The 13292-nt window shown below is 48.7% G+C and carries 12 protein-coding genes; 7 read left to right on the forward strand and 5 right to left on the reverse strand.

Translation table 11 applies throughout. The annotated features are described in order from the left end of the window. Positions 1-51: 51 nt before the first annotated feature. The gene (locus AC5JLB_RS30790; protein WP_495877631.1) at positions 52-2697 is read left to right on the forward strand and encodes a DUF3352 domain-containing protein; all 2646 of its coding nucleotides are present in this window, start codon (positions 52-54) and stop codon (positions 2695-2697) included. 331 nt (positions 2698-3028) lie between these two features. Beyond that, a complete protein-coding gene (locus tag AC5JLB_RS30795) occupies positions 3029-3751 on the forward strand; it encodes a GAF domain-containing protein (RefSeq protein WP_495877632.1) in 723 nt (240 codons plus the stop codon). A gap of 270 nt (positions 3752-4021) precedes the next feature. Here AC5JLB_RS30795 and AC5JLB_RS30800 read toward each other — a convergent pair whose 3' ends face one another. Further along, on the reverse strand, positions 4022-4306 hold the full coding sequence (locus AC5JLB_RS30800; protein WP_495877633.1) for a DUF427 domain-containing protein: 285 nt from the start codon (positions 4304-4306) through the stop codon (positions 4022-4024). 69 nt (positions 4307-4375) lie between these two features. After that, positions 4376-4546 (reverse strand): hypothetical protein, encoded by a 171-nt coding sequence (locus AC5JLB_RS30805; RefSeq protein ID WP_495877634.1) that lies wholly within the window; start codon positions 4544-4546, stop codon positions 4376-4378. Positions 4547-4990: 444 nt separating this feature from the next. On the opposite strand from AC5JLB_RS30805, the gene AC5JLB_RS30810 reads away from it, so the two are divergent. The 5 genes from AC5JLB_RS30810 (at position 4991) to AC5JLB_RS30830 (ending at position 10297) form a co-directional block, all read left to right on the forward strand. Beyond that, positions 4991-6901 (forward strand): AMP-dependent synthetase/ligase, encoded by a 1911-nt coding sequence (locus tag AC5JLB_RS30810; protein ID WP_495877635.1) that lies wholly within the window; start codon positions 4991-4993, stop codon positions 6899-6901. A 56-nt stretch (positions 6902-6957) separates the two neighbouring features. Then, positions 6958-7407: a YlqD family protein gene (locus AC5JLB_RS30815; RefSeq protein ID WP_495877636.1), complete on the forward strand. Its 450-nt coding sequence runs from the start codon at positions 6958-6960 to the stop codon at positions 7405-7407. 217 nt (positions 7408-7624) lie between these two features. Continuing rightward, entirely contained in the window at positions 7625-8947 is a 1323-nt protein-coding gene (locus AC5JLB_RS30820) for a dihydrolipoamide acetyltransferase family protein (protein WP_495877637.1), read from the forward strand. A gap of 192 nt (positions 8948-9139) precedes the next feature. After that, positions 9140-9514, forward strand: a complete 375-nt coding sequence (locus AC5JLB_RS30825; protein WP_495877638.1) for a hypothetical protein — start codon at positions 9140-9142, stop codon at positions 9512-9514. A 45-nt stretch (positions 9515-9559) separates the two neighbouring features. After that, positions 9560-10297, forward strand: a complete 738-nt coding sequence (locus AC5JLB_RS30830; RefSeq protein ID WP_495877639.1) for a DUF429 domain-containing protein — start codon at positions 9560-9562, stop codon at positions 10295-10297. A 49-nt stretch (positions 10298-10346) separates the two neighbouring features. Here the strand turns inward: AC5JLB_RS30830 and AC5JLB_RS30835 are convergent, their stop codons facing one another. The 3 genes from AC5JLB_RS30835 to AC5JLB_RS30845 all read right to left on the reverse strand — a co-directional run. Beyond that, entirely contained in the window at positions 10347-11633 is a 1287-nt protein-coding gene (locus AC5JLB_RS30835) for a chloride channel protein (RefSeq protein ID WP_495877640.1), read from the reverse strand. 58 nt (positions 11634-11691) lie between these two features. Continuing rightward, positions 11692-12639 carry an aldo/keto reductase gene (locus tag AC5JLB_RS30840; RefSeq protein ID WP_495877641.1) on the reverse strand — a complete coding sequence of 316 codons (948 nt, stop codon included), beginning with the start codon at positions 12637-12639 and terminating at the stop codon, positions 11692-11694. A 422-nt stretch (positions 12640-13061) separates the two neighbouring features. Beyond that, positions 13062-13292, reverse strand: a 231-nt coding sequence (locus tag AC5JLB_RS30845) for a PIN domain-containing protein (RefSeq protein WP_495877642.1), incomplete at its 5' end; no start/stop codon positions are given.

A 13292-nucleotide genomic window follows, 5' to 3' on the forward strand; every position in this document is an offset into this window, starting at 1 on the left:
AGCTCTATAGCGTATTTCTGTCGCTTGCACTTTAACGATGACGGACGAATTATGTTGTTGCCTGTTTTGTCTGCGATTAGCTTCTTCGGCGCAAACCCTGTCGCACAAGTTGTAGCCCCTCCTCTGATCCAGCCGATTGCGGAGTCCGTCGCGAGCAAGCCAGCCGCTGCACAGATGGCGGTTCCTTTGGAGTTGCGCCAAGCATCGATCGCAAACCTGCTGCCTGACGATGCAATCGGCGTTATTTTGATCGATACCACTGCCTCAAAATGGGAAAGTCTCAGTAGATTTGGCCTCTTCCCAAAAGATTTTTCGTTTCCGAGTGCACTCTACCCGGCTCCATTAAAAGTAAATTTTTCTACGGATGTTCAGCCTTGGCTGGGTGAGCAGATCGCTTACGTGTATCTTCCGGCGGCTCAACCGCAGTTAACCACCGTGGCAATGGTGAAAGATGCCGCTCAAAATTCTGCTTCCATCGCTCGATTTATCGATCGCGTCAAAGCTTCTCGGGTCAAACCCGTCAAAGAGCGGCAGTACAAAGGCATCACAATTTTAGAATGGGAACCTGAGAACCCGCTAGACGTTTTAGACAAAGACCTAGAATCGCCTCAGCTAGAACCGTTCCAGCCATCGCCACTTAACGTACAGTCTGATCTCAAAACACCAATAGAGCTTCTGCCACCTAAATCAAAATTACCGTCAGATGTTCCACCGAACTCTTTGTTTGCGCCTAAAGGGTTCGCGATCGCGGTTCTGCCCAATCACATCATTAGCTCAACCTCGCCCGAAGCCGTCCAGCAAATCATTGACGCCCAAGCCGCCAACAAAGTTTTATCTAATTTGCCTGCGTTTCAGCGCACAATGGCGCGAAAGCAGACTGCTAAATCTCTCATGGTCGCATACGGGGACTATGAAAAATTCTATTCCGCCATTCTTGCTTACGATTTAGCTCTACTCCAGCAGTTTTCTCCCGGACTTCAGCTTCCCCAACTTTCTAAGGAATCGCTGTCGGGTGGTGTTTACGATGCGATCGATGGCTACGTTTGGGCAGAACCCGATGGGTTACATACTCAAATTGGATTTAACCTGACAAAGCCACTATCAACAGCGGCGCAGTTTACAACGCCTAATCAAATTCTCGGTCAGCTTCCACCAACAAACTACATGGTTTCCAACAGCCGAGGGCTGTCTACCCTTTGGAAAGCCTTCTCGCTGGTGTTTGAAACGCAACCCACCCTGAAACCCAAGGTGGAGCAATTTCGGCAGTTTAGCCAAAGTCTGATTGGACTAGACGATCGCGACATTTTTCCCTGGATGGATGGAGAATATGCCACGTTTGCCTATCCGACTCGTGAAGGGTTCTTGCCTGCGTCTGGGCTAAATCTGGATCTTGGAGTCGGATTTATGGTTCAAACGAGCGATCGCAAGGCAGCAGAAACCGCCCTCAATAAGCTCGATCGATTTGTACAAGGGAAATTTGGCAAAACGTTTGTCAACACTCAGCCAGGGTTTACCACTTGGGATTTACCGTCCAGTAAAAAAAGCGTGTTGACCCACGGATGGGTAAAGCCAGATACGTTAGCGTTATTGGGTGGCGCACCCTTATCTGAAGTAGAGGTCAAACCCAATCGAACCCTACTGCAATCGTCAAATTTTAAGGCCGCGATCGCGCCCCTACCAACTGACAATACCGGCTATTTCTATGTCAACGGGGGCGCATTTCTAACATTAGTGAATAACTCCATTCTGCCGATATTTTTTGGCACAAAGCCAACGCCTTATTTAGACGACCTTAAAGAGACGTTAGGAGGTATTCGTAGCATTAGCGGAACGACTTCAATCAACACAGAACGGTTGCAGTCTGACGGGTTTATGGCACTGGCAACAACGCGCAAAGAGCCAATCTCTAGCCGCGAACTGGTGGAGTTAGGACAACAAAAGCTAGATAAAGGAGACGCAGCAGAGGCAATCCATAACTTTACTCGTGCGCTAAAAGCCGAGCCAGAAAATGCTGACATCTACGTACAGCGAGGAGATGCGTATCAAGCAGAAGCTCAGAAAGCGCTTCCTTCCGAGTTGCACAAACTCGCGATCTCAGACTATACCCAAGCGATTCAACTCAATTCAAAAAATGCTGCCGCTTATCGGGGACGGGCGAGAGTTCAAGAATCGCAGTTTGCCTATGAAGCCGCGTTAGCCGATCTAGATCAAGCCATTCAACTCGAACCTGATGCCTTGGGAGTCTATACTCTGCGAGCAACTCTTCGAGGCGTTGTAGAAAACTATAAAGGCGCGATCGCAGATGCAGATCAAGCGGTTCGTCAAGATGCATCTGACAACGATGCTTACAACATTCGCTGTTATGCGCGTGCCCGTGCAGGCGACTTTAAAGCGGCATTACCAGACTGCGACACGGCGATCAATTTGAATTCAGAATCGTCTGCCAACTACACCAGTCGTTGTTATGTCAGAGCAGGCTTGAAAGACAAAAAGGCGTTAGAAGACTGCGATCGCGCGTTTGAACTTGAGCCAGATTACGTCTATAACTACGAAGATCGGGGACTTGCAAAGGCGTTACTTGGAGATCAAAAAGGGGCGCTAAAAGACTTGCAGCAGGCGATAGAAATCTACAAAAAACAAGGCGATGCGGTTGCAAAGAAACGAGTTGAAAGAGCAATTCAGACGATCGGTAATTGAGTGCAGATAGCTCGATAGTGCATCAACTTATTGTGAGATGCCGTTGTGGGATAGGTGGCATGATCTTGCCACCTCTAGGGATCATCAAAACGCGTTGACCATCAAAACGCGTTGTAAGTAAGAGCACCTTAATCACATTAAGCAACATCACATTTTCGGTTCGTTCCCCGTTTCGACCGTTAGGGTCATATAGTACGAGATCAAACCCAAGTGGGTTGCCCTGCTTAGCCTCATTTAGGTAGTGCAAGGAATGGTTAGTTTATCCATTGGTTAAGCAACAAACCTTGCTAGCAACTGCAACCTCGGTTTTGGACAAACAGAGACCCATGCTATGGAAGCACGAAAACCTGATCAGGAAGCTGCGAGACTTGAAGCCCTGAGACAATACCAAATCTTAGATACGCCCTCAGAACAGGCGTATGATGACTTCACCTTATTAGCCTCATTCATTTGCGAGGTTCCAATCGCCCTCATTAGTTTAGTGGACGCGGAGCGGCAGTGGTTTAAGTCCAAAGTAGGCATAGAGGTGGATGAGACCGCTCGGAATATTTCGTTTTGTGGTCACACCATCTTGAGTAATCAAACATTGGTGGTGAATGATGCCCTCTGTGATACGCGGTTTGCGGATAATCCTCTCGTCAAATTCGATCCATCGATTCGCTTTTACGCTGGCGCACCGCTGATCGCCCCCGAGGGACACGCTCTTGGTTCTCTCTGTGTCATCGATCGCCAACCGCGAGAGTTGTCAGAGCTACAGAAAACAGCGCTGGAGGCACTTGCACGGCAGGTTGTTGCTCAACTAGAGTTGCGGCGGGTCTCTGCAAGACTTGCCCAAGCCCTCAACCAGATCAAGCTGATGGAAGGACTGATTCCTATATGCTCTTATTGCAAAGGCATTCGTGATGACCAAGGCTATTGGTCAACCGTTGAGAAGTTCATTAAGCAGCATTCAGACGTAGAATTTACGCACGGCATTTGCAATGTGTGTCTGAAAAAGCATTTTCCTGAGGTTGCAGAAATCTTGCTAGAAGACTCTCAAACGAATGAAGTTTAGGAAAGCTCTACCTTAATACCCCAAGCTGTATGAAAGCACAAGGCTGGGCGGAGGAGATCTGTCTCCACTACCAATTATGAAGTAGGAAGCTCTGCCCGCGATCGCAAAAGGTCAGAAGCTGCATAAGGGCACAGCACGGCTATGCCCTTACCGATTCCTATGGAGTTGCGCTCTGCGCTAATCGTTTATCTGTAGCGAGCACTTTACACTGGCATCACCTACCGTATCCGCTACAAAATCTGCTGGCACTAGATATCAGCAACAGGTAATCTACTTCTCGACCTTCACCCCTTTCCAAAACGCAATATAGCCTTCAATATTCTTAGCGGCATCTTTTGCCGACGGGTAGTACCAAGCCGCGTCTTTATTAACCTGCCCGTCTACTACCACATCGTAATAACTCGCTGTGCCCTTCCACGGACAAGATGTGTGCGTACTACTGTCCTGAAAGTACTCGCTCTTAATCGCATCCGGTGGAAAATACTGATTTCCCTCAACGACCTCGCACTGATCGCTTTCAGCTAAGACTGTCCCGTTCCAAATTGCTTTCGGCATTCTTCTGTCCCTCTTTAAAACCTATTCAAAAGAAGCCTAGCGAATCTCAACCCCTGTCTGCAACTTAAATTATTCTCCTTGCGGGACATAACATGCCCAATCGCTCCACCGAAACACCTCTGTCGCACCGCATCCTACCCGCTCTACGGGCAAGTTTGAATAGTAGTAGATTGCATTGACGATCGCGATCGTGCTGATCATCACCACAACCAACCCAACCTTATTTAATTGTGTTTCCATAGGTGCCCTAACCCTTGTTTATTCCTGGCGCAACTCCATAAAGAATTGCGTGCGCTAATCTCTGGGGGCAACATTGCAGCGATCGCAGCTTCACTTAGAAAGAGAAATGTTGAACTCTTAACGTTAGAACAAGGGGCAAGTTCAGTCTTAAGTTCAATAGACAAATTCAGTGTTTACTCTGACATAGGGGGCGCAATAATAAAAGAATCTTGTGTAGAATTTACGGAGACTTCAGAATTGAAATCAAATTTCTCTTACAAATTAATAAAACACTTCAGTACTATCACGAAGCTAAAGCGCCCTTGATGCACTAAATCTCTCAATAAAAATTACGCATCGCCGCTACAAATTAAGGCCACAATAAATTCTGTCCCTCCCCGCCGTTGTTAGATTTGAGGGCAGAATACCGTTAAATTACCGATTCATTCTCCAGGAGCTTGTGTCATGAGCCGTGCCCCCTATGCCCCCGCTAACGTTCCAACCTTGGAACAGTCTCCCTATTTTCAGGTGCGATCGCTGCCTGAAATGTGGGCGATCGCTGCACAACGGTTTGCCACAGTAACAGCGGTTCACGATCCGCACAGCAAGCCAGAGGTGAAGTTAACTTACGCCCAGCTATACGAGCAGATGCAGCAGTTTGCCGCAGGCTTGCAGGCGTTGGGCATTCCAGCAGCAGAAGATGTTCCGGCTCGAATCGCGCTCTTTTCAGATAACTGCCCGCGTTGGCTAGTTGCCGATCAAGGCATTATGCGGTCGGGTGCGGTAGATGTAGTACGCGGCGCACAGGCAGACCGGGAAGAACTGCTGTTTATTCTGAAAAATAGCGGCGCGATCGCGCTAGTCGTTCAAGATCTTGAGTTGCTCAAGAAACTTCGTCCGAACCTCGACGATCTGCCGCTGCAATTTGTGATTTTGCTCTCTGACGAATCGGCTCCCGACGATGAACTCAAAACGCTGAGTTTTAATGAGGTTCTGGATCTCGGTAAAACCTATCCTTTGCAGCCTGTTCAGCAGTCTCGCGATACATTAGCAACGTTAATGTATACGTCTGGAACCGGGGGAATGCCGAAGGGAGTGATGCTGACTCACGGCAACTTTTTGTACCAAGTGGCGGCAGCGGCAACTGTCGTTCAACCTCAAGCCGGAGAGCGGGTTCTCAGCATTCTGCCGATTTGGCACTGCTACGAGCGGGCGTTTGAGTATTTCATTTTTTCCAATGGCTGCACGCAGATTTACACCAACATTCGGTTTGTCAAAAAAGATTTAAAGGACTTCAAACCGTTCTACATGGTGGGTGTGCCTCGCCTGTGGGAATCGATTTACGAAGGAATTCAGAAACAGTTTCGTGAGCAACCAGAGAACAAGCAAAAATTAGTCAACTTCTTCTTAAAGAATAGTCAGCGCTACATTGAGGCACGGCGAACGGCAAAAGGATTGAATTTAGACAAGTTGGATGCATCAGCCGCAGACCGCGCGATCGCGGCACTCAAAGCCGCTTCCCTCAAAGTCATTCACGAATTAGGCGATCGCTTGGTCTATCAAAAAGTCCGCGACGGCGTTGGCGGACAATTGGTATTTGTTGTCAGTGGTGGCGGCTCGATCGCCGAACACCTCGAAGACTTTTTTGAAATTGTGGGAATTGACATTCTCGGAGGCTATGGTTTAACCGAAACTTCGCCTATCACGCATGTGCGTCGAACGTGGCGCAATGTTCGCGGCGCAGACGGCGAACCCTTACCCACCACCGAAACCCGGATTGTTGATCCAGAAACCCGCAAAGACCTTCCCGTGGGTCAAAGAGGACTCGTTTTGATTCGGGGAACGCAAGTGATGAAAGGGTACTACAACAACCCGGAGGCGACCGCGAAAGCGATCGATGCAGACGGCTGGTTTGATACAGGCGATCTCGGAATGGTGACGCCCTTTAATGATTTGGTCATTACCGGACGGGCGAAAGATACGATCGTGCTGACCAACGGTGAAAACATCGAGCCGCAGCCAATTGAAGACGCCTGTCTCAGGAGTGCTTACATCGATCAGATCATGTTAGTCGGACAGGATCAGAAAGTTCTGGGCGCTCTGATTGTCCCGAATATGGAAGCCCTCGAAAAATGGTCGGCTGACGGCAAGCTCGATCTCAATAGTGCGGCGGTGCAAGAGCTTTACCGACAAGAATTGACTCGATTGGTTAAAGAACGTCCCGGATATCGAGCCGACGATCGCATTGGTCCCTTCCGCCTTCTATCCGAACCCTTCACCGTTGAAAACAACCTCCTGACTCAAACGCTGAAGATTCGCCGCAATGTTGTGATGGAACGCTACCAAGGTATGATTAACGAGATGTTTTTACCGTAGACTGGGACATCGGAAACCCAATTTCCACGCCCCACGCCCTTACACCTGAACTGCATATGGAAATCTCTAAATCGCATTTGCTGCTCCAGCGTAATGTCAACGTTAAAGCGATCGTCACCCCACGCTGGAAAGACGAAGCCCAACAGCAACTCCAAGCGCAACTCAACCAGTTAGATGGTCAGTTGCAGCAGCTAGACATGCAGCTTCAACAAGTCCTATCGGAAGTTCAACGGCAAGGCATTCAACCGCCCGGACCAGACGCCATTCAGCAGATGGAAGGCATCAAAATGCAGTTCAACCAGCGCAAGAGTGAACTGCTTGAGCAGAAAAATCAAATTTTGCAACAACTCCAGCAGGTGCAGATGTTGGATCTGAATCAGGAAGTTGTTCAGGCTCAGATTGGCAGCGTCTTTCGGATTGAACCGGGAGATAATTTGATCTCAAAAATGGATGTAGAGGTCGTGCTGCGCGACGGCATCGTTGAAGAGATTCGAGGCGACATTTAGATTCGCTTGCCTGCACTGCTGCTGTGATCCATCGTTATTCTGCTCCATCGCCTGCCCCATTTCATACCATGTGTAATGCCCGCCTCTTGCTGCTGCTTTCTAGTTGTAGCCTGCGGTTCAAATTCTTGACCCTAATCCGATAGAATTTGATCGGCAAGAGGCGTATCTGTTGTGTGTCCTTCACTACTTCCCGCCGACCTAATTCTAAACAACTCCCATGATTCACGAGATTTTCATGCCCGCTCTGAGTTCCACCATGACCGAGGGAAAAATTGTTTCTTGGGTCAAGTCTCCGGGCGACAAAGTAGAAAAAGGCGAAACCGTTGTGGTGGTTGAGTCGGACAAAGCCGACATGGACGTGGAATCTTTCTACGACGGCATTTTAGCCGCGATCGTCACTCCTGCTGGAGAAGCGGCTCCGGTTGGGGCTGCGATCGCGCTGCTTGCTGAAACCGAAGCGGAAGTCGAAGCGGCGCAACAGCAAGCCTCTGGTGGCAGTGCAAAACCAGCAGCAGAGCATCAGTCAGCCGCCGATCAAGAGCAGGTTGCCGTGGCGGAAACAGCAGTGAGCGCAAATGGCAACGGCAGCAATGGCAGCAGTCCTGTCCGCAGCGATCGGATCGTCGCCTCTCCTCGTGCTCGCAAACTTGCTAAAGAGTTCAAGGTTGACTTGGCAACGCTATCGGGGAGCGGCCCTCATGGGCGAATTGTGGCAGAAGATGTTGAATCGGCAGCAGGCAAGACTCCTACTCCAGTTCCTGCCTCGGCTCCAGTTCCCGCTGCTCCAAAACCAGCCGTCGCGCCACCTGTAGCGGCAACGGCCCCTGCTCGTCCTGCGCCTGCGCCAATTGCGGTTGCCGTTCAACCGGGTCAAACTCAGCCTATGAACACGCTACAGAATGCCGTGGTTCGCAACATGATGGCGAGTTTAGAGGTTCCCACGTTCCACGTTGGCTATACGATCACAACAGACAATTTAGACAAGCTATATAAGCAACTCAAGTCTAAAGGCGTGACGATGACGGCACTATTAGCGAAAGCGGTTGCCGTAACGTTGCAAAAGCATCCTCTGCTCTATGCCAGCTATGTCAATCAAGGCACTCATTTTAATGCGAACATCAATGTTGCGATCGCGGTTGCAATGGATGATGGTGGACTGATTACGCCTGTATTGCAAAATGCCGATCAGCTAGACCTCTATTCGCTCTCTCGCAACTGGAAAGATCTTGTCGATCGCGCGCGCGCTAAGCAGCTTCAGCCTGATGAATACAGTTCGGGAACCTTCACCATCTCTAATTTAGGCATGTTTGGAGTCAGTTCCTTTGATGCCATTCTGCCCCCAGGACAAGGTTCAATTCTCGCGATCGGTGGATCGAGTCCGCAAGTTGTGGCGACGAATGACGGTCTACTCGGCGTCCGTCGGCAAATGCAGGTCAACATCACTTGTGATCACCGGATCATTTACGGTGCAAATGCTGCTGCCTTCTTAAAGGATCTCGCGAAACTAATCGAAACCAATCCCGAATCATTGACGATGTAGTCTGTCAGAGTAATCGGGTCAAATCACTTGAATCAGCCTGAGAGACGCATCGATGCGTCTCTTTTTTCAGCTCTATTTCCAAGGAATCAAACAAATGGCTCATAACTTAAATGTCTTGTAACTCCCGTCTTGAAGCCAGTGCAGTAAGATCAGAGCAGTGAATCACTTTATAGGCAGAATTGGGACAAGCTTATGAATTCTGATACGGTTGTGCAACTGCTGCAACGGGGCTTTCGCGTCACCCTTGGGGCAACGACTTCCCTTGTCGAAATTCTTCAAGATCCTCAAAAACGAGATGCGAATCTTACCAAACTGAGATTAGACCTCGGCGAGTTAACCCAAGAATGGGCAACCAAAGGCGAAGTGACCGAACGCGAAGCCCGCAGTTATGTCGATAATTTTATGGCTGAGCGACGGGCGATGAGTGGTCCAACAACGGTCACGACAACCGCAACCGAAGTGCCGCCAACGTCAACCGAGGTGCAATTGGAACTGCAAGAATTAACCGCGCAGCTATCTGCGATTCGAGCAGAGGTAGAACGGTTGAGACAGCAAAAAAATCACTAGCGGCTTAACAGTTGCGCTTCGTGCTAATTGTAGAAAACCTACGACATGATGAAGTTCATTGGCGTCGATTTGGCTTGGAGTTCAAATCCGAGCGGGTTGTGTTGTTTAGAATTGCACGGTGAGACTTTAGCGTTGGTGGATCTGCGGCGAGAGAAGACGTTTGACGACATCTTCAGGTGGATTGATCAGCAGGTTCCCGAGCCAGATGCTGCCATGATTGCGATCGATGCGCCTATCCTCATCCCTAATCAAACTGGGACGAGATCGCCCGACCGTCTCGCTCACCACCTCTTCGGGCGCTATCATGCGGGCTGTTATCCTGCTAATTTGGGTTTGCCGTTTGCCGCTCGGACGGTTGGCTTTGGTTTAAGTTTAGAAGCGCGTCAATTTGTTCATGCGCCTGAGATTACGCCTCAACAGCCAGGACGCTATCAGGTTGAGGTGTTTCCGCATCCAGCGATGATTCATCTGTTTCGGCTGGAGCGAATTATTAAATACAAAAAGGGAACCGTGCGCGATCGCAGAGTTGGGCTGATGAAACTCCGTCAACACCTTTTAGAAGACTTGCCCCGATTAGAACCCAAACTGGATCTCCAAGATTTGCCCGAAATTCCGCTAAAAGGCATGGAGATGAAAGCGCTGGAAGATCAGTTGGATAGTCTCGTTTGTGCCTATGTTGCGGCGCACTGGTGGTACTGGGGCTTAGAGAAAAATTTGGTGTTAGGCGATCGCGAGGAAGGCTATATTGTGGTTCCGGCTCCGCAAGGAACGACCGAGATTTAGAGGCGTTGTTCTCGCAATCTCGGTTTAGGTTTAAACAGACTCTGCGAATTCAAGACGCGAGCGGTGGCTTGGGCTGCAATTGAGATTTGATTAATGGCATTTTGGGAGATAGAAAGAAGCCGACTAGACTGGCAAAAAGAATGGGTGTAAAGGGTGTGAACCCAGTTAGCTTCGTAAGCAATAATGTTGTACTGATAGGAGTCCGGGTTACAGCAGCATTGAGAGCTGCCATTGTGGTAATCATGGTTAAGACAGGATTTAATCCAGGAACGAGGAGCGCGATCGCTTTGCCGACACAAGCTCCCGTGAAAAACAAAGGAATAATGAATCCACCCCGCCATTCGCCATTTACTGTGACGCTAATGGCGATCATCTTAGCCAACGCTAACAGCAATAATGCGATTGCATCTGCGTTGTTCTCTACAATGATGTTAAGTTCATCATGCCCAAAGTAGCGAGTCAGAGGGAAAAAAGCGGCTAAACCACCCAGGATTAAACCTGCTAGTGTGGTTCGTACATAAACAGGCATAGAAAATCTTGTAAATAACCAAGCAGATGCTTTGAAAATGCTAATAAAGATCCACGCAATTAGCGCTCCTAAAATACCAAAGAGAATGGCGAAGGCAAAGTCATTTACCTTTTCAATGGAATAGACGGGAAAATGCCAGGTGGGGCCAATTCCTAACTGAGTAATGAGGACAAAGACAGCATAACTCGCACAGCTAGAAACAATGGCTGGCAAAATGGCTTCGTAATACTCTACAACATGCTGATGATGCAGAATTTCTAATGCAAAGAAAGCTCCTCCCAAGGGTGCGCCAAACAGTGCCGTAAACCCAGCCGCCATTCCAGCAAGACTCAGCGATCGCAGTGCCTCTCCCTGCAACTGCAAGCGATCGGCGACCCATGTGCCGACTGAACCTGTGACTTGCACCATTGGAGCTTCAGGTCCGAGGCTGCCTCCGGCTGAAATACTGACCAACGACGAGAGCAGCATTGAGGGATTTTCTCGCGTTTCAATTCGCCCACCGCGAGAGTGAATGTTATCGACAATTAAGCCAATTTCACCCGGATTGCCAAGCACATGAATGACTAACCCGATCGCGAGTCCTGCTAACGGCATCACAATCAGCAGGCTTACGCCTTGAAACTCCCGTAAGACATGGGTGAACTGCTCCAGCACTGTCCAGTAGAGGCTGGCAAACAGACCACTGCATAGTCCTATGACGATCCAACACAGTAGCGATCTCCATAAGGTGGGGGAATTACCATTTCTGACTCGATCGAGCCAAGCGAAAACTCGACGGTTTCTATTAGGTTGTTTATTGGGTTGCACAGTCTAAATTCGTGGAAGTTAAGTATGCTGATTATCCCACGCTAATTAACCGAGCAACTTACGCAGACATTAACTCCTGAATACGTTGTGGCTCTTCGCCAAGCCAATCTGGGTTTTGAGCCGTACCATCGAAAATCGACGAGGTTTTGAAGGGTTCAAATTCTCCTCGCGCTCCGGCTTCTACAGTTTTTGCTAATAATGCTTGCACCTGCTGATCATTCATGGGTTGAAATGTTCGCACGGCCTCAAATGCTTGATCCAGAATTTCCATACTGTCGATTCCGGTAATCACAACCGATGTCGGTAGATTCAACGCATAGTGAAGACACTCAATCGGCGTTACTGTGTTTGATCGTAAAAGAATTCCATTTGCCATGCTTTTCATGCCCAAAATGCCAATGTTTTGTTTGACCAGTTCTGGCACAACTAGTTTGGCAAAGCTGCGATAGTGAGCGTCCATCACATTGAGCGGCATCTGCGCGGTATCAAACGTAAAACCGTGAGCGGCGGCTACTTCGAGCATGTGCAAGTGAACTTGAGGATCTTTGTGCCCCGTGAAGCCCATGTAGCGAAGTTTGCCAGCTTTCTGCGCCTCGACAAACGCGGCATGTGACCCTTCTTCGTCAAAAATACGATGCGGATCTTCGTACCGCAGAACTTCGTGGTGTTGAACAAGATCAATGTGGTCAACTTGAAGACGTTGCAGGGATTCGTCGATCTGTTCTGCGGCTGCTTTTTTGGAGCGTCCGTCAATTTTGGTCATGAGAAACACTTTGTCGCGGTAGCCATCCCGGAGTGCTTTGCCCATGCGAATTTCGCTGACTCCATCGTTGTAATCCCAGCAGTTATCCATAAAGGTAATGCCTCGATCGATCGCGGAACGAACAATCTGGATAGCGAGAGATTCATCAACGTGCTTTAAGCTGAGGTGCCAACCACCAAGTCCGATCGCGGAGACTTTTTCTCCTGTGTTGCCGAGGTCTCGATACAGCATTTCTGATGACATCTTCTGTTCTTGCTTAATTGGTGGATGAAATTAAACTAAGCCTCTAAACTCAGTACATTTAGAATCAGCGCAACTAAAATCAGTACGGCTATGGCTCAATGTGCATATTGATCGTGATTTCATTCGTGACTCTAAGCATCAGCCGATGGTTGGAAGTTGAAAATCGCTCAATGCTGTCCTAACAACATCGCTGCTGCAAGTGAATTATCTTCGGTTGGAATTAATCTTTTGCGGACGATCGTCGCTGTTCATCGACAGATAAAACTTGAGCAGCCGTAGTTTCTTCAGAATTGTGCAAAGCACTGATGTCACCTTTGTAGTGGAGGTAATAACTTAGAATGCGCGATCGCTAATGATTTACGATCGCTTTGCCCTTCACTCAGAAATTTGCATAACGAACCGTGCTGAAAACTACTTTGGCACTACACTTCCCCTACCAATTCTAAAATGCGTTCATACAACCTTTGAGATACTCGAAATTCAGATGTTTCAATCAGTTGATCCATTAGAGGCTTAACAGCAGGAATTAGAAATCGCTGTTTAGCGTCTATCAACACGCCCAACAAGCCCGTGATCCGAATTCCTAATTGAGTTGCTTCTTGAAGTGACCCCTTTAGTTCGGACAGAAGCACAAAAGATTTAAGCGTATCTAC

The organism is Myxacorys chilensis (assembly GCF_059505265.1).

Coding starts and splice junctions, on each gene's coding strand:
- AC5JLB_RS30825 (WP_495877638.1), top strand. CDS start 9,140: ATGAATTCTGATACGGTTGTGCAACTGCTGCAACGGGGCTTTCGCGTC.
- AC5JLB_RS30795 (WP_495877632.1), top strand. CDS start 3,029: ATGGAAGCACGAAAACCTGATCAGGAAGCTGCGAGACTTGAAGCCCTG.
- AC5JLB_RS30790 (WP_495877631.1), top strand. CDS start 52: ATGTTGTTGCCTGTTTTGTCTGCGATTAGCTTCTTCGGCGCAAACCCT.
- AC5JLB_RS30815 (WP_495877636.1), top strand. CDS start 6,958: ATGGAAATCTCTAAATCGCATTTGCTGCTCCAGCGTAATGTCAACGTT.
- AC5JLB_RS30800 (WP_495877633.1), bottom strand. CDS start 4,306: ATGCCGAAAGCAATTTGGAACGGGACAGTCTTAGCTGAAAGCGATCAG.
- AC5JLB_RS30840 (WP_495877641.1), bottom strand. CDS start 12,639: ATGTCATCAGAAATGCTGTATCGAGACCTCGGCAACACAGGAGAAAAA.
- AC5JLB_RS30830 (WP_495877639.1), top strand. CDS start 9,560: ATGATGAAGTTCATTGGCGTCGATTTGGCTTGGAGTTCAAATCCGAGC.
- AC5JLB_RS30820 (WP_495877637.1), top strand. CDS start 7,625: ATGATTCACGAGATTTTCATGCCCGCTCTGAGTTCCACCATGACCGAG.
- AC5JLB_RS30805 (WP_495877634.1), bottom strand. CDS start 4,546: ATGGAAACACAATTAAATAAGGTTGGGTTGGTTGTGGTGATGATCAGC.
- AC5JLB_RS30810 (WP_495877635.1), top strand. CDS start 4,991: ATGAGCCGTGCCCCCTATGCCCCCGCTAACGTTCCAACCTTGGAACAG.